Below are 23,895 nucleotides of genomic sequence, written 5' to 3'. Positions count from 1 at the left end.
GCTGTCATGCGGCTGCAATGCGCAGCGGGAAAGATCGGCCGCGGGCGGGTAGAGCCCGCAGCAAACCAATCTCAAAAAGGGGGCAGGACATGCAGACGGAACTCGACCATCTCGCCGCACTCGCCGGCAAGGGCAGAATCTCGCGGCGCGATTTCCTCGGCCGCGCGGCGGCACTGGGCGTCTCGGCGGCGCTGGCCACGACGCTTGCCGGCAAGGCTTTCGCCGCGAGCCCGGTGAAGGGCGGCATCATCAGGGCCGGCCTGCAGGGCGGTGAATCGACCAACAGCCTCGACCCGGCGCTGAACCTCAGCCAGGTGACCTACAGCTTCTGCAAGCAGTGGGGCGAATTCCTCGTCCGCCTGACCCCGGAAGGCGGCGTCGAGAACCTGATCGCCGAGGAGATCGGCGCCTCGGCCGACGCCAAGACCTGGACCATGAAGATCCGCGACGGCATCGAGTTCCACAACGGCAAGACGGTAACGGCGGAAGACGTTGTCGCGACGCTCGAGCGCCACGCCGACGAGAAGTCGAAATCCGGCGCGCTCGGCATTCTGAAGAACATCAAGACCATCAAGGCCGACGGCAAAGAGGTGGTGGTGACGCTCGGCGACGCCGATGCCGACTTCCCCTATCTGATGGCCGACTACCATCTGGTCATCCAGCCGAATGGCGGCAAGGACAACCCGAATGCCGGCATCAGCGCCGGCCCGTACAAGGTCGCCGTCAACCAGCCCGGCGTGAAGCATGGCGGCGAGCGCTTCGCCAATTACTGGCGCGGCGACAAGGCCGGCCATGCCGACCAGATCGAGATCGTCGTCATCAACGACCCGACAGCCCGGCTTGCGGCGCTGCAGGGCGGTCAGGTGCACCTCATCAACCGCGTCGAACCCAAGGTGGTCGACCTGGTGAAGCGCATGCCGGGCGTCACCATCGAGAACGTCGCCGGGCGCGGCTATTATCCGTTCAACATGTTCTGCGACACCGCGCCCTTCGACAACAATGACCTCAGGATGGCGTTGAAGCTGGCGATGGACCGCGAGGAGATGCTGGACAAGATCCTGCGCGGCTACGGCTCGGTCGGCAACGACTTCCCGATCAACGAAGCCTATCCGCTGTTTTCCGCCGACATCGAGCAGCGCAAGTTCGATCCCGAAAAGGCGGCCGCGGCCTACAAGAAGTCGGGCCATAGCGGCTCGGTCCTGCTGCGCACCTCCGACGTCGCCTTCCCCGGGGCGGTCGATGCGGCCCAGCTCTACCAGCAGAGCTGCGCCAAGGCCGGCATCAAGATCGAGATCAAGCGCGAGCCCGGCGACGGCTACTGGTCGGAAGTGTGGAACAAGCAGCCCTTCTCGCTCTCCTACTGGGGCGGCCGGCCGACGCAGGGCCAGATGTATTCCACCGGCTATCTGTCGACGGCCGACTGGAACGACACGCGCTTCAAGCGGCCCGAATTCGACAAGATGCTCTACACGGCGCGTGCCGAGTTGGACCAGGCCAAGCGCAAGGCGATCTACCGCGACATGGCAACGCTGATGCGCGACGAAGGCGGCCTGATCGTGCCGTTCTTCAACCAGTTCGTCGACGCCGCCAACACCAAGAAGGTCAGCGGCTGGGTGAAGAACCCGAATGGCGAGATGATGGACGGCTACGCGCTCTGCGAGTGCTGGCTGAACGCCTGATATCGGGCTATCCAAAGAAGCGCCGCGTGTCCGCGCGACACGCGGCGCTTTCGTTTCGAAGAACAATCACAGGAACGTTCGTGGCGCTCAAATCCAAACTGCTGCTCATCATCCTCGACGGCGTGCCCTACCGGAACTGGCGCCGGCTGATGGGCAACCTCGAGGGCTGGGCGCAGTCCGGCGAGGCGCAAGTGTGGAAGATGCGCTCGGTGCTGCCGTCGACCTCGGCCTGCTGCTACGCCTCGATCCACACCGGTGTCACGCCGCAGGTGCACGGTATCCTTTCCAACGAGAACCGCTTTCGCGTCACGCAGCCGGATATCTTCTCGGAAGTCAGCGAGGCCGGCGGCAGGACCGGCGCCGTGACCCATTCCTACTGGTCGGAATTCTTCCGCTCGTACCCGTTCGACCTGGTCGAGGACATGGAGTTCGACGAGCCAAGCGGGCCGATCACGCATGGCCGCTTCCACACCATGACCGGCTACAATCTCAAGAACCAGATGACGCCGAGCGACGTCGACCTGTTCGCGACGCTGACCATGCTGGCGAAGCGCCACGGCATCGATTACGGCATCCTCCACACCTGCACGCTGGACTCGATGGGCCATCGCTTCGGCCATGACTGTCACGAGATGGACCATGCCTGCTACGCGATGGACGCGATGCTGGCAGCCTTCCTGCCGCAATGGCGCGCAGCCGGCTATGAAGTGATCGTGACGGCCGACCACGGCCAGACGGACCGCGGCCATCACGGCGGCCATGACGACGAGATGCAGGATTTCGCGCTCTATTATTTCGGCCCGGCCAGGGGGCCGCAAGCCGACACGCTTCTCGACCAGCTGCAGCTCGCGCCGACGGTGCTGAGCCGGCTCGGCGTGGCAATACCCGAGACGATGAAGGCGAAGGTGTTCTTGGTTTAGTTCCCCCTTTCTCCCGTTGCAACGTTGGAGATTGGCGAAGGCCAAGCAACTTCGTCATCCACGGGCGGAGCGGGAGCGAAGCGGACGCGCAGACCCGAGGATCCATTCCGTGACCTCGCGCGAGGGATGCAACTGAGAAAGTTCTGCAACGGGATCAATGCCTTGACGTCACGGAATGGATCCTAGGGTCTGCGCCGCGTCGCTTCGCTCCTTGCTTCGCCCTAGGATGACGAAGCAATAGGCGTCTCGGCCTATCGCCGGGAAGGAGTAGGAGAAGCGCCCCTCTGGCAACCTCCCCTCTCTTCGGTTAGCCTCCGAAAATTCCTTGGCGGAGGATGAACCTTTTTGGACCGATCAGCGACAGAGCCACGAGGAGCCAGGCGGCTCGACCGGCCATGAATGCGGCGACCGAAACCGATCGCGCGCTTGTGGACCGGGTCGCGAAGGGCGACCGGGCCGCCGTCCGGCTCCTGTTCATGCGTCACCACGCGCGGATCTACCGCTTCGTGGCGCGCCAGACGGGATCGGAAATGATGGCCGACGATATCGCGAACGAGGTCTTTCTGGAGCTGTGGAAACAGGCGCCCGGCTTCGAGGGGCGCTCTGAAGTTTCCACGTGGCTGCTTGGCATCGCCCGCTTCAAGGGGCTGTCCATGCTGCGCAAGAAGAAGGAAGACTGGATCGACGACGACGACGCGGCGCAGGTTCCCGACGGCGCCGATACGCCGGAAGTCGTGACCATGAAGGAAGACAAAGCCGCCGCCTTGCGCCGCTTCATCGATGCCTTGCCGGAAGAACACCGCACGGTGATCGATCTTGCCTATTACCATGGCCAGTCGGTGACCGAGATCGGCGAGGTGCTCGACATCCCGGTCGCCACCGTCAAGACCAGGATGTTCTACGCCCGCAAGAAACTCGGCGAAGCCCTCAAGGCCGCCGGTTACGACAGGGGTTGGCCATGAGCGCCGCAGAAAAGATGTCGCGCCGCGACGAGATGGAAACGCTGCTGCCGTTCTACCTGAACGGCTCGCTGGAAGGCGCCGAGCTGGAGGCCGTGGAGGAATGGCTGGCCACCGATCCGGCGGCGATGAATGCGCTTGGCGAAGCGGAGGCCGAGTTCTCCGGTGCCGCCGCCGCCAACGAGGCGATCCGGCCGCCCGCCGACGCGCTCAGCCGGTTCGCCAAGGCGCTCGACGCCGAGGCCGGCCCGGCGCGCGCGCCGGCCGGCCAATCGTGGCTCGCCAAGGTTTTCGGCCGGGTGACGGCAATGCCTGCCGGCATCGCCTGGGCCGCGGCCGCGGCGCTGCTTGCGCTGGTCATCGTGCAGTCGTTCGAGCAGCCGGGCGGCAAGGGCAACGACTTCGAAGTGGCCGGCGCTCAGGACGATCTCGCCAAGCTGCCTTTCGCGCTGGTCAAGTTCAAGCCGGATGCCAAGATGGCCGATATCGCCGCCTTCCTCGGCCAGAACGGGTTGAAGATCGCCGGCGGCCCGACCGCCGACGGCGTCTTTCACCTGACCATTCCGGCGAGCAGTGCGGCCGATTACGACAAGCTCGTCGGCCTTATTGCGGTCCAGCCTTTCGCCGATACCGTGATCCAGGGAAGGAAACCGGTCGATGGCGGCTAAGGCGGTCATGCTGCATGCGGCACTCCTCGCGGCGGCGGCCTTTGCCGCCGCGCCTGCGTTTGCTCAGACCAACGATCCCAATCTTTCGCAGACCCAGCTCGACTGCCTGAACCGCACGACAGCGGCGGGCGCCGGCTGCGACAAGAACGGCGGCCCCGCGAATAATAGCGAGAAACCGGGAGCTGGCGGCGCCACAGGCAGCGCGGTGTTCCTGCCGGCGCTGATCGTCGACTTGTTCCCGAACACACCCGCCGGCGCGGCCCCACAAACGCCCGCACCGTCCAATGGAACATCATCGTCGAACGATTCCGGTAACACGCCGCCGCCAGCGCCGACGCCGAACGGACCCGTCACTGTGCCGCACGGTCTCAACCTCGCCGAGCCGCCGCGCGCGATTGCCGGCGAATTCGTGCCCGACGAGGTGCTGGTGACCGTGGACGGCGATGCCGGGGTGGTGCAGCAGATCGCCAATTCCTTCGGCCTGCAGGTGCGCTCGCAGCGCCAATCGCGGCTGCTCGGCACCACGCTGGTGCGCTTCGGCATCACCGACGGGCGGCCCGTCGGCGTGGTGCTGGCGCAGCTTGCCGCGGACGGGCGCACGCAGCGCCGCGAACCGAACCACATCTACACGCTGCAGCAGGCGGCCGGCGTCGTGAATTACGCCTTCGACCGCATCGCGCTCGATTCAAAACAGGCGAGCGGCGAGAATGTGCGCGTCGCCGTCATCGACACCGGCATCGACGACACCAATCCGGCGCTGGCCGGCGTCATTGCCGCGCAGTTCGACGCCATGCCCAACGTGCCGATCGAAAAGCGCGACCACGGCACCTCGGTCGATGGGCTTATCGCCGGCGTCGGCCCGCTGGAAGGCATGGCGCCGGGCGCGAAAATCTATCACGCGCGCGCCTTCGAAGGCGGCAAGTCGACCATGGATGTCATCCTGTCGGCGCTGGACTGGGCCGCCGAACAGGACGCACGCATCATCAATATGAGCTTCGTCGGGCCGAAGAACGACCTGCTCGGCACCGCCTGCCGCAATGCGCGCGCGGCGGGCATCGTGCTGGTGGCGGCCGCCGGCAACAACGGGCCGAAGGCGCCCTATGGCTATCCGGCCGCCTTCGACGGCGTCATCGCCGTCACCGCCACCGACGCCAAGGACGGGCTGATGCCGCAGGCCAATCGCGGTGCCTATGTGTTCATCTCGGCACCTGGCGTCGAGATGGTGGCGCCGAGCGGCGCCGGCTCCGACGTGGTGACCGGCACGTCCTTCGCCGCGGCGATCGTGTCCGGCGCCATCGCCAACCTGATCCACGCCGCGCCCCACCGCTCGGCCGACGAGATCGAGAAGGCGCTGGCGGCAACGGCCAAGGATCTCGGCCCCAAGGGGCGGGACAATGACTTCGGCTATGGGCTGATCGATACGAAAGCGGCTGAGGCGGCGAAGTAGCGAATCCGGGCAGTCGACGGACCGTTTGCCGACTGCGCGCGACCGATTCAAAGCGCCGGACCCAGCCGGACAGGGCTTCCATCATAGAAACGCGACAGCCGGAAGCGGCTGAGATCGTGCCCGGTTTCGTTTCCCTGGATCATGTCGGAGACGACGCGGCCTATGCCAGGTCCGATGCCGAAGCCATGGCCGCACATTCCCGTCGCGACGAAAAGACCGCCGATTGTGCGCACCTGGTCGACTACGGGGACGACGTCGGGCAAGGCGTCGATCATTCCGCCCCAGCCGGCCTTCAGGCGAACCGTCTCGAACCGGGGGAAAAGCTGCTTGAAATTGCGCTCGATCGAACGAAGCTTTGCCGGCTCAGCGGCTGGGTTGAGCACCCGCATTCTCTCGAAAGGACTCTCTGAATCCGGCGCCCAATTGCGCGGCGTCGACCAGCCATCGGGGTAGCCCGACGGAGCGAAGGGGAAATAGCGCGTTCCGAACGGATTGTCCCTGAGGGCGGGAATATATTGGGTGAAGTGCCGGAATGCGTCGGGCCCCAGGTAAAGCAAGTGGCTGCCGCCCGCGGCGAGCGTGTATCCGCCATCCTGCCTGCGCCTGAAGGCGATGTGATCGTCGGCGGCCGCGCCTGCATAGATTTCGGGCAAGGGCTCCGTTGCGGCCACGGTCACCCGAACGCTGAGCTGGGGAATGGATACGCCATGTCTCGCCAGGAACAGGGACGACCAGGCGCCGCCCGCGACCAGCACGGTGGAGGTCTCGATAAATCCCGCCTCGGTCCATACGCCCTTGATCCTGCCGGCCGCGATGTCGAGACCTCGCGCCGCGCAGCTCTCGACGATCCTGGCGCCTTTGCGCACCGCAAGCCGGGCCAGCGCCGGCACGGCCAGCCAAGGCTCCGCACGCATATCGGAGAGCGTCGTCATAGCGCCCTTGAACCTGCGCGACATGCCGGTGATGAGCTTCGCGGTTTCGTCCGCATCCAGGAGGCGCGTGTCGAGCTCATGGATCGCGGCGATCTTCATGAACGCTTCGAAGCCAGCCATGTCCTTGTCGGCGTTCGCCAGATAGGTCACGCCGGTCTGCTTCAGCCCGATGTCCTCGCCGCTTTCCTCAGCCAACTGCCGCCACAGGCGGATAGCCTCGATGACGATCGGCAGTTCATCCGCGTCCCGTCCCTGCTTTCTGATCCAGCCCCAATTTCTCGAGGACTGCTCGGCGGCTACGCGGCCCTTTTCCAGCAGCGTCACCGGAATGTTTCGGGAGGCGAGGAATAGGGCCGTCGTCACGCCGATAATGCCGCCACCGACGATCACCACCTGCGAGGTCTTCGGCGGCGGCCCGGGGTATTGGATCGGATCCGCTTCGGTGAACGGGAATGTGGGCAAATGGCGCACTCTGCAGGACTGGTTGACGGCTCTGGCTTATCGGTTGTCACCGTCCAAGAGCAGGAGCAGCCGAATGCGGATCGTTGTCCCACGACGGCAAAGGCAGCCGGTCGAGGAAGCCGTTGGATCGTGACCTAGCCGGCGCCCAAGTGGCTTGTCCGGCAAATGTCGCAGAATGCTCAACTCTAGACGCGAGCTAGCCTCCAACGAGTACGCCATCCATCGTTATTTTTCTCGAAGGCGGACCAAAGCCGTCGGGAGGGAATTAAGAAATAAAACCAGGCAAACGCAGAGAAGCACTATGTCTTTATAGAGAAACTCTCCAGCTAGATTCCAGGCAATGGGATCGGTGGAGATGCTCCATACGACAACACCAGGGGTCGTAAAGAAAAATGACCAGGTAATAAGAAACGTACCGACCCCGATCAAAGAGCCCAGTGCAGATAGGATGGGCACAAAAGCCCCCAAGGCCAAAAGAGCAGCCGTCGCCAACTCGATGCAGCCCAGAAGATAGGCCTCGCCTCTGATTCCAAAAATCTGGAGCCAGGAAACGAACGGACTGTTTGAGATAAATAGAGCGATCCCTTGTGCTGACTGCGGTGTGAACTTCTGGATGCCGAACGACACGAAAATCAGCACCATTACCCATCTGAGGATGGCGAGCGGCCAATAAGAGCCGAAGCCGGTCTCAGCGATATTGAACTCTCTATGCATGCTGTGTCCTTTGCCGGAAGCGATATGCCATACTAGGGAGCTGCAGCCGGCAGTGGGTTTGGCAAGCTGCGGGCTCCTGAGGGGCCGTCCAGCTTACTTCGTCGGCAGGGGGATTTCGTTACACCCCAAACTGGAAGAAACAGGGGCCGCCCTGGTCGGCATCATAGGCCGGGCCGGCGCGTGCTTGTTTGAGAGTTGACTGGGATGCAGGGTGATCTTGCTCAACAACGACCGAAATGTCCCGCAAAACTGCCGCTCGCGCTTCGGGGGAAGACGTCGGCTCACTGCGTCATTTCGAGCGCTTGAATTTGCTCCCTATACCGGCGCCCCTGCCACCGATCCCCTGACCACGAGATCGACCGGCCAGACCTCTCCCCGCGCGCCCTCCTCCAGCCCCGATATGCGCGCCGCCAGGCGCTCGGCGACACGCGCGCCGGCAAGGCGGATCGAGGAGCGTGTCGTCGACAGCGGCACCGGGAAATTCTCCGGCCGCAGCCAGGGGAAGACGTCGTCGTGGGCAACCAGCGACAGGTCGCCTGGAATGGTAAGGCCAAGGTCTCGCACGGCGCGCACGACGCCGAGCGCCATGATCAGACTGGAGCAGACGATCGCCGACGGCGGCTCATCTTCCTCGAGCAGGCGGCGGGCGGCGCGATAGCCGTTCTCCTCGGTCATCGCCACCGAACGGATGTGGCGCCCGCCGAGCGTCAGACCGCTTGCGGCAAGCGCCCGGCGCACGCCGCGCTCGCGGTGGATGGCGAAGGTCTCGCGGTCGTTGCCGTTGATCAGCGCCAGGCGCTTGTGGCCTAGCTGGATCAGCAGTCTCGACGCTTCGTGGAAGGCGCCCTCATTGTCGATGTCGAGATAGGGATAGTCGAAGTCGAAGCCTTCGCTGCGGCCATGGACGAGGAAAGGGATGCCCAGCGTGTTGACCAGAGCCAGCCGCTTGTCGGCCGGCCGCGGCGAGGACAGGTAGACGGCGTCGACCTGGCGGTTGGCGACGATGCGCCGGTAGGTCGTTTCCTCGTCGTCGGCATCGGCAGGCGAAAGCACGAGGTCGAGCTCGTGCGCGCGGGCATAGTCGCCAAGGCCGGAGAGGAATTCGACGAAGTGCGGATCGATGTCGACGGCGGCGCCCGTCGGCAGCACATAGCCGATCATCCCCGACTTGCCGGTGGCGAGCCGGCGCGCGCTGGGGTTCGGCCGGTAGCCATGGCGCTTGGCCGCGTCCATCACCCGGCGACGGGTTTCCTCGTTCACCTCGGGATAGCCGTTCAGCGCCCGGCTCACCGTGGTCTGCGAGAGTGACAGCATATGCGAGAGTTGCTTGAGGTTCATCGGAGGCCTCCAGCCTCAAAGCGCTTTCAAATTTGAATCGATCCGATGATTGTTGGCGAGATCGCCAAGGATGACGACCTTAGAGGGCCCCAGGCGCCGTTTGAAGCAAAAATTGCTGCTGCGGTGCTAAAAACTATGCTGCAGTGCACCTTTCTCACTTTATCCCGAGAGATTTAAATCGATTTATAAACTCTCCCACTTGACTCTCGAGCAATTCAATGGCGAGATCAAAATAGCCAAAGCGCTTTGGAAGTCTCTTCGAAAGGTTGCGGTTGCCCTTTCGCTGAGTCACAGTTCCGCGGGCGTCGGCGGACGAAATGGAGGTTTCGTCCTGTTTGTGACCACTGGGAGGACTTGCGATGAAGAAAATGCTTCTCTTGGGTGCGGCCTTCGCGGCACTCACCCTCAGCCTGCCGGCGCAAGCCGAACTGAAGTTCAAGCCGGGCGAGGATCCGAAGTTTCACTGGGCGAACTACGACGACCTCAAAAAGGTCGATCTCAAGGGCGAGACGCTGACGATCTTCGGGCCGTGGCGCGGCGAGGACGAGACGCTTGTGCATTCGGTTCTCGACTATTTCGCCGAGGCCACCGGCGCGGAGGTGAAATATTCCTCGTCCGAGAACTATGAGCAGCAGATCGTCATCGACACCCAGGCCGGCAGCCCGCCCAACATCGCCGTCCTGCCGCAGCCCGGCCTCATACAGGACCTTGCTTCCAAGGGCGTGCTGACCCCGATGGGCGACGACGTCGCCGCCTGGATCAAGGAAAATTACGCCGCCGGCGACTCCTGGGCCAAGCTCGGGACCTATAATGGCAAGGACGGCAAGCCCGGCTTCTACGCCTTCCCCTACAAGATCGACGTGAAGGGGCTGGTCTGGTACTCGCCCGACAATTTCGACGAGGCCGGCTACAAGGTGCCGAAAACCCAGGAAGAACTCGCCGACCTCGAAAAGAAGATCATCGCCGACGGCGGCAAGCCCTGGTGCATCGGGCTCGGTTCCGGCGGCGCCACCGGCTGGCCGGCGACCGACTGGGTCGAGGACATCATGCTGAGAACCCAGCCGCCGGAAGTCTACGACAAATGGGTGAAGAACGAGATCCCGTTCACCGACCCGGCCGTGGTCAACGCCATCGACATCTTCGGCAAGATCGCCACCGACGACAAGATGGTGGACGGCGGCGCCAAGGCGGTGGCGGCGACCGACTTCCGCGACAGCCCGAAGGGCCTCTTCACCGTGCCGCCCAAGTGCTACATGCACCATCAGGCATCGTTCATCCCCTCCTTCTTCCCGGAAAACGTGAAGCTCGGCCAGGACGCGGACTTCTTCCCCTACCCGCCTTACGCCTCCAAGCCGGAACTGGGCACGCCGCTGGAAGTGGCCGGCACGCTGGTGATGATCACCAAGGATTCCAAGGCCTCGCGCGAGTTCATCAAATTCCTCGAGATGCCGCTCGCGCATGAATTGTGGATGGCGCAGAAGAGCTTCGTCACGCCCTTCAAGTCAGCCAACAAGGATGCCTATGGCAGCGACGCGCTGAAGAAGCAGGGCGAGATCCTGGTCGGCGCCACGACTGTACGCTTCGACGGGTCCGACCTGATGCCGGGCAAGGTCGGCGCGGGCTCGTTCTGGACCGGCATGATCGACCTGGTTGGCGGCAAGTCCGCGCAGGACGTCGCCGCCGACATCCAGAAAAGCTGGGATGCCATCAAGTAAGCATCCTGAAATCCTCCTAATCCTCCACCTGGATCCGGGCTACGGCCCGGATCCGACCGGCGGTCAACGCCGGAAGCCTTCGCGTTTCGATTGTTCCGAATAACCGAAAGTCGGTGCATCCGATCGCCAGCCCTGGCTGACCGGTCATGCGCAGGGAGAGGGACCCATGGCGACTCAGATTTTCTCGGCCATATTCGTCATCATCATCGGCGTCGGCGGCTGTGTCGCCTATTTCTGGGGCGCCAACAAACTGCTCGATCTTGTCTTCCCGTCACGCGGCGTCGCGGGCGCCGCCGCCGTCGACAATCTGCGCCGGCAGGGACTGGTGCGGCCTTGGCTGTTCGTCGGCCCGGCGATGATCATCCTTACCATCTATCTGATCTACCCGGTCGTCGAGACGCTGAGGCTCTCCTTTCTCGATCGCGGCGGAGAGAATTTCGTCGGCCTAGCCAATTATGAATGGGCGCTCGGCGATCACGATTTCCGCAATTCGATCCTGAACAATGTGCTTTGGCTGGCGGTGGTGCCGGCGACCTGCACCTTCCTTGGGCTGATCATCGCCGTGCTCACCGACAAGATCTGGTGGGGCACGATCGCCAAGAGCCTGATCTTCCTGCCTCTCGCCATCTCCTTCGTCGGCGCCAGCGTGATCTGGAAGTTCATCTACGAGTATCGTGGCGAGGGCCAAGTGCAGATCGGCCTGCTCAACGCCATCATCCAGTATTTCGGCGGCCAGCCGCAGGTGTGGATATCGCTGCCGTTCTGGAACAATTTCTTCCTGATGATGATCCTGGTCTGGATCCAGACCGGCTTTGCGATGGTCATCCTGTCGTCGGCGCTGCGCGGCATTCCGGAAGAGACGCTGGAAGCGGCCGTGATCGACGGCGCCAACCCGTTCCAGATCTTCTGGAAGATCATGGTGCCGCAAATATGGGGCACGATCGCAGTGGTGTGGACCACCATCACCATCCTGGTGCTGAAAGTGTTCGACATCGTGCTGACCATGACCAACGGCCAATGGAACAGCCAGGTGCTCGCCAATCTGATGTTCGACTGGATGTTCCGCGGCGGCGGCGATTTCGGCCGCGGCGCGACGATCGCCATCATCATCATGATCGCGGTCATCCCGATCATGATCTGGAACATCCGCCAGGCCAACAAAGAGACGGGAGGGCACTGAGATGGCCGCCAGGACCGGAAAATCCTTCGCCGGCCGCTTCGGCGTCCACATCGCCGTGCTCGTCTTCGTGGTGATCTGGACCATTCCCACGCTCGGCATTCTCGTCTCGTCGCTGCGCGACAAGGACCAGATCGTCGCCGCCGGCTGGTGGAACTCCTTTGCCAGTTCCAGCCAGAGCGAGGCCGGGCGGCTTCCCGCGGCGTCGGCGCAAACCCAGAAGGACGGCAAATACGTCATCGAGGGCAACATCTTCGGCGATGGCCCCAAGCGCGAGATCAGCGCCTTCGGCGTGAAATCTTCCGCGCCGACGCAGTACAAGGCGGGGTCGGTCGCCGACCTCAATGACGGCGTCACGCTGCAGATGAATGCCGATGGCGGCTTCGTGCTGTCGTCACCGAAGGCCTTCGAGGGCGACCGCGGCCAACGCGTCTATTTCGCCTCCTCCGCGCCGCCGAAATTCACCACGGACAACTACGATGCCGTGCTGTTTTCCGAAGGCATCGGCCGCTCGTTCATGAACTCGCTGACGGTGACCATCCCGGCAACGATCATCCCCATCCTCATCGCAGCCTTCGCGGCCTATGCATTGGCCTGGATGCGCTTTCCGGGCCGGGCGCTGCTGATTGCCGTCATCATCGGCCTGCTGGTCGTGCCGCTGCAGATGTCGCTGATCCCGCTGCTCAAGCTCTACAACGGCGTCGGCACCTTCTTCGGCGTGCCGTCCAAGACCTATCTCGGCATCTGGCTGGCGCATACCGGCTTCGGCCTGCCCTTCGCCATCTACCTGCTCAGGAGCTACATTGCCGGCCTGCCGCGCGAGATCATGGAATCGGCGCGCATCGACGGCGCCAGCGACTTCGAGATCTTCGTCAAGATCGTTCTGCCGCTGTCCTTCCCGGTGCTTGCGTCCTTCGCCATCTTCCAGTTCCTGTGGGTATGGAACGATCTCCTGGTGGCAATGGTTTTCCTCGGCACGGCGCCCGATCAGATCGTGCTGACGGCCAAGCTCAACGCGCTGCTCGGCTCGCGCGGCGGCAACTGGGAGATCCTGACGACATCGGCGTTCATCACCATCATCGTGCCGCTGATCGTGTTCTTCTCGCTGCAGCGCTATTTCGTCCGCGGGCTGCTTGCCGGCTCGGTGAAAGGAGGTTGAAGACATGCAATCGGCTTTGAAGGCGACTTCGAGACCAGACCCCGCCGTCGATCGCGACTGGTGGCGGGGCGCGGTGATCTACCAGATCTATCCGCGCTCCTACCAGGACTCCAACGACGACGGCATCGGCGACCTGCAGGGCATCGTGCGGCGCCTGCCCTACATCGCTTCGCTCGGCGTCGATGCCATCTGGATCTCGCCCTTCTTCAAATCGCCGATGAAGGATTTCGGCTACGACGTGTCGGATTATTGCGACGTCGACCCGATGTTCGGAACGCTCGCCGATTTCGACGCGCTGGTGACGGAAGCCCATCGGCTGGGCCTCAAGGTGATGATCGACGAGGTGCTGTCGCACACCGCCGACATCCACCCCTGGTTCAAGGAAAGCCGCTCCAGCCGTAACAATCCGAAAGCCGACTGGTATGTATGGGCGGACGCAAAACCCGACGGCACGCCGCCCAACAACTGGCTGTCGATCTTCGGCGGTTCGGCCTGGCAGTGGGACACCAGCCGCCAGCAATATTACATGCACAATTTCCTGGCCGAGCAGCCGGACCTCAACTTCCACAACCGGCAAGTCCAGGATGCGCTGCTCGATATCACCCGCTTCTGGCTGGAGCGCGGCGTCGACGGCTTTCGCCTCGACACGATCAATTTCTACTTCCACAGCCAGGGGCTGGAGGACAATCCTCCGCTGCCGCCGGAGCAGCGCAACGACCAGACGGCGCCGGCGGTCAACCCCTACAACTATCAGGACCACATCTACGACAAGAGCCGGTCGGAGAACCTCGGCTTCCTGGAGCGGTTCCGCGCCCTTCTCGACGAATATCCGGCGCAGGCCGCCGTCGGCGAGGTCGGCGACTCGCAACGCGGTCTCGAGGTGGTCGCCGCCTATACCGCCGACGGCAAGCGCGTGCATATGTGCTATTCCTTCGACTTCCTGGCGCCGGAGAAGATCAGCGCGGCGAAGGTGCGCGCGGTGCTGGAGGCCTTCGGCACGGTCGCGAGCGACGGCTGGTCGTGCTGGGCCTTCTCCAACCATGACGTGATGCGGGTCGCCTCGCGCTGGGCCGCCAACGAGGCGGACCCGACCGCCTATCTGAAGGTGATCTCGGCACTTCTGATGTCGCTGCGCGGCTCGGTGTGCATCTATCAAGGCGAAGAGCTCGGCCTTGGCGAAGCAGAGCTGAAATTCGAAGACCTGCAAGATCCATACGGCATCCGGTTCTGGCCGGAGTTCAAGGGCCGCGACGGCTGCCGCACGCCGATGGTGTGGGACGCGACCGCCAAGAATGGCGGTTTCTCGACCGCCAAGCCGTGGCTGCCGGTGCCGGGCAAACACCTGTCGCAGGCCGTCAACGTGCAACAAGGCGACGCAAGCTCGCTGCTCGAACATTACCGCCGCTTCCTCGCCTTCCGGCGCCAGCATCCGGCGCTGGCCAAGGGCGACATCGACTTCATCGAAAGCGATGGCGACACCGTCGCCTTCACGCGCCGCGAGGGCAATGAGCGGATCGTCTGCGCCTTCAACCTCGGCGGCAAGGCCGCCGAGATCGATCTCGGCAAAGGCGCGCTGCAACCCTTGCCCGGGCATGGCTTTTCGGGACAGACTGGCACCGGGCCGGTCCGCCTCGGCGGTTATGGCGCCTGGTTCGGGCGTGTCGACTGAACATTGCAACGGAAATCATTGGGAGGAGAAAACATGGCCGATGTCACGCTGAACCAGGTGAAGAAATCATACGGCAACCTCAACATTCTCCACGGCATCGACCTCGACATCAAATCGGGCGAGTTCATCGTCTTCGTCGGTCCGTCGGGTTGCGGCAAATCCACCTTGCTGCGGTCGATCGCCGGCCTCGAGGAGATCACCTCGGGCGAGCTGAAGATCGACGGCGAGGTGGTGAACGACGTGCCGCCGTCGAAGCGGGGCATCGCCATGGTGTTCCAGTCCTATGCGCTCTATCCGCATATGACGGTCTACGACAACATGGCCTTCTCGATGAAGATCGGCAAGGAAAGCAAGGCCGAGATCGATAAGCGCGTGCGCCAGGCGGCGGAGATCCTGCAGCTGACCAAGTATCTCGACCGCCTGCCCAAGGCGATGTCGGGCGGCCAGCGCCAGCGCGTCGCCATCGGCCGCGCCATCGTGCGCAACCCGAAGGTGTTCCTGTTCGACGAGCCGCTGTCGAACCTCGACGCCGCGCTTCGCGTCGCCACCCGCATCGAGATCGCCAAGCTCAAGGAATCGATGCCGAACACCACCATGATCTACGTCACGCACGACCAGGTCGAGGCGATGACGCTGGCGGACCGCATCGTGGTTCTGAAGGAAGGTTATATCGAACAGGTCGGCACGCCGATGGAGCTCTACAAGCGTCCGGGCAATTTGTTCGTCGCCCAGTTCATCGGCTCGCCGGCGATGAACATATTGCCGGCAAAGATCGAGAAGGCCGGAAATCCGACCGTGGTCAGCCATGTCGGCGGCCGCAAGGCGACGGTGCCGATCGCGACGCCGGCCTCGGCGAATGGCTCCGCGGTCAGCTTCGGCGTGCGGCCGGAGGATCTCGCGATCGCCACAGGTACGGACTATCTGTTCGAAGGCAAGGTCGACTATATCGAGCAGCTTGGCGAGGTTCAGCTCGTCTATGTCGATATCGGCCGCACCGACCTGCCGCTGGTGGCCAAGCTGCCGGGCAATGTCGAGGTCAAGCGCGGCGAGACCTTGCGGCTCAACGCCAGCGGCGGCGATCTGCACATCTTCGACGCCGACGGCCATTCCTTCACGCTGCATCGCGAGGAAGCAAAGGCTGCCTGACGCTTAACCGCTCCGGCTGACGCATGGTCGTTGCGGAAAAGAAAAACGGCGGGCCAAGGCCCGCCGCTCTTTGTTCGTATATCGTCTAAAGTTGTTAGCGGCCGAAGAGGTTACGGTCGGTGCCCTGAGGGGCCGACTTGTGAACGTCGTTCGACGAGTTCAACAGCTTGTAGACCGTCGAGTCGGTATTGATCGACGACGTGCGCGTGGTGTCGACGGCGGGAGCCGGCTGGCTGGCGCCTACGTCACCGGTATGGCCGCTTTCCGCGGCAAAAGCAGCGCCGGAAACGGCCAACAGAGCGGCCGTGGCAAGAACGATCTTCTTCATTTCAGTGCTCCTGAATCTTGTGATCCGACCGATGCGGCGGGCGAGCCCGCCGCCGGTTCAAGGTCGGTTGTTAGTTGTTGCCGAACAGGTTGTGGTCGGCGCCCGTCGTGGCAGGCTGCTGAGTGGCCGGCGCAGACTGGTGGACCGAAGCCGTGTAGGACGAGTCGACCTTGCCGGCCGCCTGATTGGCTTCGTTCGGGTTGTAATGGTCGCTACCAGCGAAAGCGCTGCCAGAAATTGCCAGAAGGGCTGCGGCAGTGAGAACAATCTTTTTCATTTTTGCTACTCCAGTATCTTTATTCAGTCCGTCTAGCGGCGTGTCTTGGGAATGAAATCGCGTCGTTCGGACAACGCTGATTTGGGTGAGGCGACTGCCGGATTCCAATCACGAAGTTTTTCCATCTGGACCATGAATCCGCATCTTGAAGTTTTCATAAGCATGCCTATGACTTTATTTTTATCCCATTAAATCAATATTTTAATCCGATTATAAGATTGGCTCACCAAATGTATCGGAAGGCGAACGTTCACACCATCCTGCACGCACCGTCAACAGAAACGAACCGTTCAGTTCGATTTTAGAATCCCCTAATAGTCACTTTTCGATACTATTAACCATCCCACCCGCGTTCCGCGGGCCGATTCGGCTTCGCATCGGGACAGTGTTTCGACCGAGGGCCAAGGGGGCGTTCGTGCCGAAAGCGCCGCGGCTGTCCCCTGTCGACGCTCGAGATCCAGGCTCGAACCGCGAACTAAACCCCGAAAGGTCGAGATGGCGCCGGCACGCCTTGCCTTGCCAAGCAAGGACCGAGTGTTTACAGGCGTTGTGCAGGGGTCAGGCAACGATGGACCGGCGCAGCCGCCGGCTGGAATTGCAGCGGGGTCAACGACATGCCTCTTTCCGACGTCTATGCCGTTGCGAGCAAGGACATTGTCTTCGAATCCTTCGACGGCGAAGCTGTCGTGCTCGACCTCTCCAACGGCAAGTATTTCGGCTTCTCCGATTCCGGCAGCAAGGTATGGCAGGCGCTGGCCTCGGGTGTCGGCACCGAAGCGCTGATCCGATCGGCGGCGGGCGCTGCCAGGATCGACGCCGCCGCGTTCGAGTCCTTCATTGGGCAGTTGGTCGAGTTTGGGCTGCTAGCGCCTTCCGGCGCAATGCCGCTGCCCTCTTCCGACGATTTGCCGGCGGCGCTGGCGGCGGCGCGCGAGCCGCTCAATGTCAGCGTCCATGACGACCTTGCCGACCTCATTACCGTCGATCCGATCCACGAAGTCGAGGAACCGCTCGGCTGGCCGGCCGTCAAGCAGGTTTCCTGAGCGACCGGCGAAGGGCGAGGTCAGGCTGGAACAGACCATGCCACGCGTCACGCTCGAGACCCTACCGGACTACGCCCGCTTCCTCCTCGCCGCCGCCGAGAGCGCGGCCGGGCAATTCCCGGTCCAGCGGACTGTCCGCCTGCCAGGGCTGGAATTGATCGCGCATCTCGAGCCCGGCGCGCTCGCGGATGCCCTTGGCCAGGCTTTCATCGAAGCCGGCGGCGATCCGCGCGACTCCCGTCAATGCCATGTCTTCGTCGGCCATCCAGGCGTCGGCGACATGCCGGTGCCGGCAAGCTGGGGCGATGCGCATTTCACCGAACACGGCTTTGCCCAGAGACTCGCCGAGGTGGGGCTGCGCGGCCATCATTACCACGATCTGGATTTTTGGCAGGTCTACGACCCCGACCGACGGATCGGCGTCCAGCTGATGCGGTCCCCCGACGCGTTTCCGCCCTGGGAGCAAGGGGCGCCGCTGCGTGCCTTCCTGCATTGGGAATACGCCGCGCGCGGCATGCGCCTTGCCCATGCCGGCACGCTTGGCCTCGATGGCAAGGGCGTGCTGCTGGCAGGCGCCGGGGGCGCGGGAAAATCCGGAACCGTCGTTGCGGGACTGCTCAACGGGCTGGACAGCGTCGGCGACGACTATGTGCTGATCGACCTTTCCGGCGGCGTGACCGCGCGACCGCTGTTTTCGATCCTGAAACAGGATCAGCCGGGTTTCGCCCGGCTCGGGCTGGGAAGGCGGCTGGGAACCGACCGACCGCTCAACTGGCAAGGCAAGCATGCCTTTCACATTAACGAGATCGCGCCTCGGCCAGTACGCGCGAGTCTGGACATTTCTGCGTTGATGGTGCCACATATCAGTGGCGGAAAGACGAGTTCGATCGCACCGATTTCGCGCAAGGATGCCCTCATCGCGCTGGCGCCCTCCGGCATTGCCCAGATGCCTGGCGAGCGGGAAAGCGGGTTTCGCTTCTTCAGCGATCTCACACGCTTGCTGCCATGCTACCGGCTTTACCTCGGGACGCATCCGAAGGAGATCGCCGACACGATTGCGGATTTCCTTGCGCGGGCGCCCGATGAAGCTGAGCGTGATCATGCCGGTCTATAACCGCGAGCGCTTCGTCGTCCCGGCTCTGCGCTCGCTGCTCAGGCAGCGCGACGCCGTCGACCTCGACATCATCGTGATCGACGACGGCTCGACGGACGGTTCGGCCGAGGCGGTTCGCGCGATGATGGACGAGAACCCCTGCATACGCCTGTTCCAACACACGCATATGGGTGTTGCCGGCGCCCGCAATGCCGGGCTGCGGCAATTGCCGGCGGACGCCGGCTTCGTGTCCTTCCTCGATTCCGACGACATTTCCCTTCCCGGCCGATTCAAGGCCGACCTCGCTCATTTCGAAACGCGTCCCGGCCTCGATCTGACCTACTCGCTGATGGCGCTGGTCGACCGGATCGACGACGAGACATTGGAGCCGGCCGCGAACAGCCGTATCATGACGCTTCGCGGGCTCTCGCTGTGCACCGCCCTGTTCGGCCGGGCGCTTGTCGATCGCATCGGCTGGTTCGACGAGGAGTTCGCGTTGTCAGAGGACACAGACTATCTGCTGCGCGTCTTCGAAACGGATCCCCGTTACGAGCTGCTAGACAACGTCGCGATCTACTATCGGCGTCATGCAGGGAACGCGACACGGCAGCATGACGGCAGGCTCCGCGACCATCTGCGGGCGATCCACAAATCGATACGACGGCGCAAGGCGGATCCGTCGCTGCGCGAGGCTCCGGGCATTTTCGAGTATAAGAGCCCACCCAACTGGCAGGGTATGTGATGGACGCCGGGGGGCTGGACCACACAAGACAGTTCGGGGGGCACAGATGAAGCTCTCCGTGATCATGCCGGTACACAACCGCGAGACCTACGTCGGCGCAGCACTCCGCTCGCTGCTCAGGCAGCGCGACGCCGCCGATCTCGATATCGTCGTGATCGACGACGGCTCGACCGACGGTTCGGCTCAAGCCGTACGCGCGATGATGGACGAAGCATCCTGCATCCGGCTGTTTCAGCAGGAGAACATGGGCGTGACCCGGGCCCGCAACAGCGGACTGAGACAGCTCGAGCCGGAGGCCGAGCTGGTGTCCTTTCTGGATTCCGACGACATCTCGCCACCAGGGCGCTTCGCCGCCGACATAGAGCTTTTCCGAAAGGATCGCGCTCTCGATCTCACCTATTCCAGGATGATGCTGGTCGACAGGATCGATGACCAGACGCTGGAGCCGGCACCAGACTGCAACAGCATCACCATTCGCGGCATTCATCTGTCGGCCGCGATCTTCTCGCGCCGTTTGGTCGACCGGCTCGGCGGTTTCGACGAGGACTTCGTCCAGGCCGAAGATACGGACTTTCTGCTGCGCAGCTTCGAGGTCGGCCCCCGATACCTGCTCCCGGACACGCTGGCGCTTTATTACCGGCGGCACGCCGGCAACATGACGAGGCAGGATGACGTACAGTCGCGCGAGTTCATGCGCGCGATCTACAAGTCGATGAAGCGCCGCAGGGCCGACCCGTCGCTCAAGCCGATCGAAGGCATCTTCGAACTGAAGAAACTCGCGGACTGGCGGTTCATGTGATGAGCGGATACGGCGTCGTCATTCCGGCCTACAACGCCAGCGCCACGATCGCCGAGACGCTGCGATCGGTGGCGGCGCAGACGCTGCGGCCCGAACTGGTCGTGGTGGTCGATGACGGCTCGACCGACAATCTCGCCACCGCTGTCGGCGGCATCGACCTGCCGCTCAAGCTTTTGCGCCAGGACAATGCCGGGCCGGGCAGCGCGACCACCCGCGGCATCGCCGCGCTGTCGACGCCCTTCATCGCCACGCTCGATGCCGACGACCTTTGGCTGCCCGGAAAGATCGCCGCGCAGCTTGCCCATCTCGAACGGCTTCCCGGGACATCGGGGGTCTTCACCCATATACGCAGTTTCCGCGACGGAGAGCCCTATGCGATGGCCCCGACCGCAACGCCCGGCTGGTCGCGCTCGACGATGCTGATGCGCCGAGCGGCCGCGCAGAGCGTCGGACCGATGATCGATCCGCCGGGCGGCCGTGGCGAGATGATCGACTGGATCGCCCGCGCGCGGGAAAGCGGTTTTGTCCTCGACATGATGCCTGACGTCCTGGCGCTGCGGCGGATCCGGCCGGGAAGCCTGTCCTACGGGCGCGATGCGGCACGCGACCGCGGCTACCTGGAAGTGGCTCGGCTCGCCATGCTGCGACGGGCGCAAAGCAAGGCCGGTTCCAGCTGATGGCGAAGATCCGTCGCATCGGCAAGCGTTTTCCAGACTATGGCTGGTCCTGGCCGACCGGCTCGCTCGACCAATTGCTCAAGGCAGCGCTTCTGCCCGATGAAGAAGCGGCGCGCCTTTGCGCCGAAAGGTGGCTGGACGAGAACGACATCGACCATGTCTCCTTCAGGGAACACCGGCTGCTTGCCGCGATTTCCGACAGGTTCGGACGCAAGCTTGCCGGCCACGCCGCCTATCCGCGCCTGGTCGGCCTGCAGAAGATGCTGTGGACCAAGTCGCGCATGGCCATGCGCGAGGCGGAGCCGGCCTTGAAGGCGATGGTCGATGGCGGCTGCACGGTGATGCTGATCAAGGGCGCCAGCCGCATTGCGCTCGACGCCGCCGCGCAGCGCGGGCGCGTGGCGCACGACATCGATATACTGGTGCGACCCGACGATATGCAGCCGGCTTTCGATGTGCTGCGCGACCGCGGCTGGCAGATCGCCACCGGCGTTTCCCCGCAATATCTGCGCACAAGGCTGGCATCTCTGCGCTCGATGAATTTCTTCAAGGGAAATTACGGCGACATCGACCTACATCAGCTCGCCTATGACGGCTCGCAGCAGAACGCCGAGGACGACCTCGCGATCTGGCGCCGCGCGATTGCCGCCAAATTCAGCGAGGTCAGCGTGGTCGTTCCTTCGCCTGCCGACCGCATCGCCTTGGCCATCGCGCATGGCGGCCTCGACGCGCATACGCATAGCGACTGGCTGGTCGACTGCACCGTGGCCATCGAGGGCGGCGATGTCGACTGGGCGCTATTCCTCGACGTCATCGCCAGGCGCGGCCTCGCCGTCGCCGCGGCGGTCGCGCTTTCCTACCTCGCGCTGGAGATCGGCATCGCGGTGCCGGAAGCTGTCCTGGCGCAGGTGGTGGACATGGCCGACCGGCGCGGCGCGGCGCGCCTGTCATCCGTCCTGCAGGCCAAGCCGCGCACCGATTTCGGGGCGCTGACCTGGCTGTCGCGGGGATTTGCGAAGCAGCTGCGCCTGCGGCGCAAGAAAGGCCGGCTGAAGCAGACCGAGCCGAACATCGTGTGGCGCGGCAAGTCGATGACCGCGAAGGCAGCCGGCGGGCCGGCGCCGTTCGTGCTTTCGCAGGCATTGGATGAACCGCAGGGCGAAGCCGGCGAGATGATGCTCGATCTCGTCGTGCGCATCGTCGTTCCGCCGGTCAGGCGACGCATCGAAATGGAGATCAATGCGGGCGGCCGGCATGTGGCCCGGCTGCGCTCGATGGCGATCAGCCGTTCCGGCGGGGAGCGGATGCTGCGCTTTCGCGGCAAGGTGGAGCTTGACCGGACGGGACGGACCCTGGTGCTGGAGGCGCGGCCGTCACGACAGTTTCGCGTCTGGGACAACGAGCAAGCCGTCGCCATCTATGGCGCGCTGCCTTTCCAGCTCGTTTCGGCAAGATTCTCCCGACCCGGATGAGACGAGGCTCGCCTCAGACGCCATAACGCTCGGTGCGGATCAACCCCGCCGGAACGCCGGCGCCGATCAGCGCGTCGGCGGCGGCCGACACGAATGCATTCGAGCCGCAGACATAGGCGAGCCTCGGCGTCTTTGGCAGACGCTCGATGGCCTGCGCCATCATGCGGGCGTCGACGCGCCGGGAATAGTCGGAGGGCCTCTTCGCCGGCTCGCGTGTCAGCGTCAGCACCAGATCGAATCCGTCGCGACGATCGTCGAGGCCGACCAGCTCATCGCCGAAAATCACCTCGTCCCAGACCCGCGCCGAGAACACCAGCGCGACGGGCACCGCATTGTTGCGCAGCGTGCGATGGCGCAGCATCGCCATCAGCGGCACGACGCCCGAGCCGCCGCCGACCAGAAGGATCGGCCCGCCGTCGCTCTCCTCCCAGATGAAATGGCCGCCCAGCGGCCCGCGCAGTTCGATCTCGTCGCCGACCGCCGCCACGTCGTGGAAGAAGGGCGAGATCTCGCCGTCGTCGAGCCGTTCGATCGCGAGCTCGATGCCGCCACCTGCTTCCGGCGCCGAAGCGATGGAATAAGAGCGGCGCGCCTGATAGCCGTCCGGCGCCGTCAGCCTGATGTCGACATGCTGCCCTGCAAGATGGGCGAAGGGTCGCGACGGCTGGAACCAGAAGCTGGTGACGCGCGGCGTGCGCTTTTCGATGCGGGTGATCGTGGCTGCCTGCCAAGGCGATTGCGGCGACGGCTCGGCGGTCATCGATTGCTGCTCACAGATCGCCCCTCACGGGTCACTGGAATAGCGCTGCTCGCGCCAGGGATCGCCATACATGTGATAGCCGCGCAGTTCCCAGAAGCCCGGCTCATCGCGCTCGGTGAACTGAAGCCCGTTCACCCATTTGGCCGATTTCCAGAAATAGAGATGCGGCACCAGGAGCCGCGCCGGCCCGCCATGATCGGGCGTGATCGCCTTGCCCTCATAGAGCAGCGCCACCATCGCCTTGCCGGTGACGAGGTCCTTGGTCGGGACATTGGTGGAATAGCCGTCAAAGGACAGCGCCAGCGTATAGGCGGTCGGCGGCTCGATGCCGGCATCGGCGAGGATGTCGTCGATCATCACGCCTTGCCACGGCGTGTTGAACTTGGTCCAGGCCGTGACGCAATGGATGTCGCGCGTCATCTTGCTCTGCGGCAGGGCGTTGAATTCGACCCAGTTCCATTTCTTGAGCGGCCGCGGCCCCTGCTTGAGGGTGAAGGACCAGTCCTCGGCGCGCACCCGCGGCGTCGGCCCGGCCGACAGAACCGGGAAACCCTGCTCCAGATACTGGCCGGGCGGAATGCGCGCGTCGGTGTCGGAAGGGGGACGCCGTCCAGAAAAGAAACCACGCGTGACCATCGAGACGCCTCCTGCGCCGGCAGCAACGATCGGCGCAGTGTTCTCGAAGATATCGCCGCGGGCAACAGGAATCTCGGCGACCT

24 protein-coding genes are annotated in these 23,895 nt (G+C 63.8%); 16 read left to right on the top strand and 8 right to left on the bottom strand.

What is annotated here, in order from left to right; translation table 11 throughout:
- Positions 1–89: 89 nt before the first annotated feature.
- From FJW10_RS10620 to FJW10_RS10600, 5 genes are all read left to right on the top strand, one after another.
- Complete coding sequence (locus tag FJW10_RS10620; protein WP_140900065.1) at positions 90–1,679, top strand: ABC transporter substrate-binding protein; 1,590 nt, start codon at positions 90–92, stop codon at positions 1,677–1,679.
- 80 nt (positions 1,680–1,759) lie between these two features.
- Positions 1,760–2,599: an alkaline phosphatase family protein gene (locus FJW10_RS10615; protein WP_140900064.1), complete on the top strand. Its 840-nt coding sequence runs from the start codon at positions 1,760–1,762 to the stop codon at positions 2,597–2,599.
- Positions 2,600–2,994: 395 nt separating this feature from the next.
- Positions 2,995–3,561: a sigma-70 family RNA polymerase sigma factor gene (locus FJW10_RS10610; protein ID WP_140702217.1), complete on the top strand. Its 567-nt coding sequence runs from the start codon at positions 2,995–2,997 to the stop codon at positions 3,559–3,561.
- Positions 3,558–4,226 (top strand): anti-sigma factor, encoded by a 669-nt coding sequence (locus FJW10_RS10605; RefSeq protein ID WP_140900063.1) that lies wholly within the window; start codon positions 3,558–3,560, stop codon positions 4,224–4,226. The genes FJW10_RS10610 and FJW10_RS10605 overlap by 4 nt, the downstream gene beginning before the upstream one ends.
- On the top strand, positions 4,216–5,673 hold the full coding sequence (locus FJW10_RS10600; RefSeq protein ID WP_140900062.1) for a S8 family serine peptidase: 1,458 nt from the start codon (positions 4,216–4,218) through the stop codon (positions 5,671–5,673). The genes FJW10_RS10605 and FJW10_RS10600 overlap by 11 nt, the downstream gene beginning before the upstream one ends.
- A 47-nt stretch (positions 5,674–5,720) precedes the next feature.
- Here FJW10_RS10600 and FJW10_RS10595 read toward each other — a convergent pair whose 3' ends face one another.
- The 3 genes from FJW10_RS10595 to FJW10_RS10585 form a co-directional block, all read right to left on the bottom strand.
- Positions 5,721–7,067 carry an FAD-binding oxidoreductase gene (locus FJW10_RS10595; RefSeq protein ID WP_140900061.1) on the bottom strand — a complete coding sequence of 449 codons (1,347 nt, stop codon included), beginning with the start codon at positions 7,065–7,067 and terminating at the stop codon, positions 5,721–5,723.
- 225 nt (positions 7,068–7,292) lie between these two features.
- Positions 7,293–7,781 (bottom strand): DUF417 family protein, encoded by a 489-nt coding sequence (locus FJW10_RS10590; RefSeq protein ID WP_140831993.1) that lies wholly within the window; start codon positions 7,779–7,781, stop codon positions 7,293–7,295.
- Positions 7,782–8,096: 315 nt separating this feature from the next.
- A complete protein-coding gene (locus FJW10_RS10585; protein WP_140831991.1) occupies positions 8,097–9,119 on the bottom strand; it encodes a substrate-binding domain-containing protein in 1,023 nt (340 codons plus the stop codon).
- Between the two features lie 359 nt (positions 9,120–9,478).
- On the opposite strand from FJW10_RS10585, the gene FJW10_RS10580 reads away from it, so the two are divergent.
- The 5 genes from FJW10_RS10580 (at position 9,479) to ugpC (ending at position 15,985) form a co-directional block, all read left to right on the top strand.
- Positions 9,479–10,834, top strand: coding sequence for an ABC transporter substrate-binding protein (locus FJW10_RS10580; protein WP_140900060.1), 1,356 nt, complete (start codon positions 9,479–9,481; stop codon positions 10,832–10,834).
- A gap of 166 nt (positions 10,835–11,000) precedes the next feature.
- Positions 11,001–12,014, top strand: a complete 1,014-nt coding sequence (locus FJW10_RS10575) for a sugar ABC transporter permease (protein ID WP_140900059.1) — start codon at positions 11,001–11,003, stop codon at positions 12,012–12,014.
- A gap of 1 nt (position 12,015) precedes the next feature.
- A complete protein-coding gene (locus tag FJW10_RS10570; protein ID WP_140831986.1) occupies positions 12,016–13,170 on the top strand; it encodes a carbohydrate ABC transporter permease in 1,155 nt (384 codons plus the stop codon).
- Positions 13,171–13,174: 4 nt separating this feature from the next.
- Complete coding sequence (locus FJW10_RS10565; RefSeq protein WP_140900058.1) at positions 13,175–14,839, top strand: alpha-glucosidase; 1,665 nt, start codon at positions 13,175–13,177, stop codon at positions 14,837–14,839.
- Positions 14,840–14,872: 33 nt separating this feature from the next.
- On the top strand, positions 14,873–15,985 hold the full coding sequence (gene ugpC / locus FJW10_RS10560) for a sn-glycerol-3-phosphate ABC transporter ATP-binding protein UgpC (RefSeq protein WP_140900057.1): 1,113 nt from the start codon (positions 14,873–14,875) through the stop codon (positions 15,983–15,985).
- Between the two features lie 94 nt (positions 15,986–16,079).
- On the opposite strand, the gene FJW10_RS10555 is transcribed toward ugpC, so the two are convergent.
- Both FJW10_RS10555 and FJW10_RS10550 read right to left on the bottom strand, forming a co-directional pair.
- Entirely contained in the window at positions 16,080–16,313 is a 234-nt protein-coding gene (locus FJW10_RS10555) for a DUF680 domain-containing protein (RefSeq protein ID WP_140900056.1), read from the bottom strand.
- Between the two features lie 70 nt (positions 16,314–16,383).
- Positions 16,384–16,590 (bottom strand): DUF680 domain-containing protein, encoded by a 207-nt coding sequence (locus tag FJW10_RS10550; RefSeq protein WP_140831980.1) that lies wholly within the window; start codon positions 16,588–16,590, stop codon positions 16,384–16,386.
- A 614-nt stretch (positions 16,591–17,204) separates the two neighbouring features.
- On the opposite strand from FJW10_RS10550, the gene FJW10_RS10545 reads away from it, so the two are divergent.
- On the top strand, positions 17,205–17,633 hold the full coding sequence (locus FJW10_RS10545) for a PqqD family peptide modification chaperone (RefSeq protein ID WP_140832469.1): 429 nt from the start codon (positions 17,205–17,207) through the stop codon (positions 17,631–17,633).
- A 61-nt stretch (positions 17,634–17,694) separates the two neighbouring features.
- Here the strand turns inward: FJW10_RS10545 and FJW10_RS30755 are convergent, their stop codons facing one another.
- Positions 17,695–17,898, bottom strand: a complete 204-nt coding sequence (locus tag FJW10_RS30755; RefSeq protein ID WP_246674204.1) for a hypothetical protein — start codon at positions 17,896–17,898, stop codon at positions 17,695–17,697.
- A 15-nt stretch (positions 17,899–17,913) separates the two neighbouring features.
- On the opposite strand from FJW10_RS30755, the gene FJW10_RS10540 reads away from it, so the two are divergent.
- From FJW10_RS10540 to FJW10_RS10520, 5 genes are read left to right on the top strand one after another with little or no spacing between them, the layout of a single operon-like run.
- The gene (locus FJW10_RS10540) at positions 17,914–18,747 is read left to right on the top strand and encodes a serine kinase (RefSeq protein ID WP_246674202.1); all 834 of its coding nucleotides are present in this window, start codon (positions 17,914–17,916) and stop codon (positions 18,745–18,747) included.
- Complete coding sequence (locus FJW10_RS10535) at positions 18,716–19,468, top strand: glycosyltransferase (RefSeq protein ID WP_181177489.1); 753 nt, start codon at positions 18,716–18,718, stop codon at positions 19,466–19,468. The genes FJW10_RS10540 and FJW10_RS10535 overlap by 32 nt, the downstream gene beginning before the upstream one ends.
- A gap of 46 nt (positions 19,469–19,514) precedes the next feature.
- Positions 19,515–20,267, top strand: coding sequence for a glycosyltransferase family A protein (locus FJW10_RS10530; RefSeq protein ID WP_140900054.1), 753 nt, complete (start codon positions 19,515–19,517; stop codon positions 20,265–20,267).
- Positions 20,267–20,944: a glycosyltransferase family A protein gene (locus FJW10_RS10525; protein WP_140900053.1), complete on the top strand. Its 678-nt coding sequence runs from the start codon at positions 20,267–20,269 to the stop codon at positions 20,942–20,944. Before FJW10_RS10530 ends, FJW10_RS10525 begins: the two co-directional genes overlap by 1 nt.
- The gene (locus FJW10_RS10520) at positions 20,944–22,416 is read left to right on the top strand and encodes a nucleotidyltransferase family protein (protein ID WP_140900052.1); all 1,473 of its coding nucleotides are present in this window, start codon (positions 20,944–20,946) and stop codon (positions 22,414–22,416) included. The genes FJW10_RS10525 and FJW10_RS10520 overlap by 1 nt, the downstream gene beginning before the upstream one ends.
- A 13-nt stretch (positions 22,417–22,429) precedes the next feature.
- Here FJW10_RS10520 and FJW10_RS10515 read toward each other — a convergent pair whose 3' ends face one another.
- The gene (locus tag FJW10_RS10515; RefSeq protein WP_140900051.1) at positions 22,430–23,176 is read right to left on the bottom strand and encodes a ferredoxin reductase; all 747 of its coding nucleotides are present in this window, start codon (positions 23,174–23,176) and stop codon (positions 22,430–22,432) included.
- 24 nt (positions 23,177–23,200) lie between these two features.
- The gene (locus FJW10_RS10510; protein WP_140900050.1) at positions 23,201–23,812 is read right to left on the bottom strand and encodes a molybdopterin-dependent oxidoreductase; all 612 of its coding nucleotides are present in this window, start codon (positions 23,810–23,812) and stop codon (positions 23,201–23,203) included.
- Positions 23,813–23,895: the final 83 nt, after the last annotated feature.

Source organism: Mesorhizobium sp. B4-1-1 (genome assembly GCF_006439375.1).
GTDB lineage: Bacteria > Pseudomonadota > Alphaproteobacteria > Rhizobiales > Rhizobiaceae > Mesorhizobium.
The sequence above is the reverse complement of the archived record's forward strand: the minus strand, read 5'-3'. Positions and strand labels throughout refer to the sequence as shown.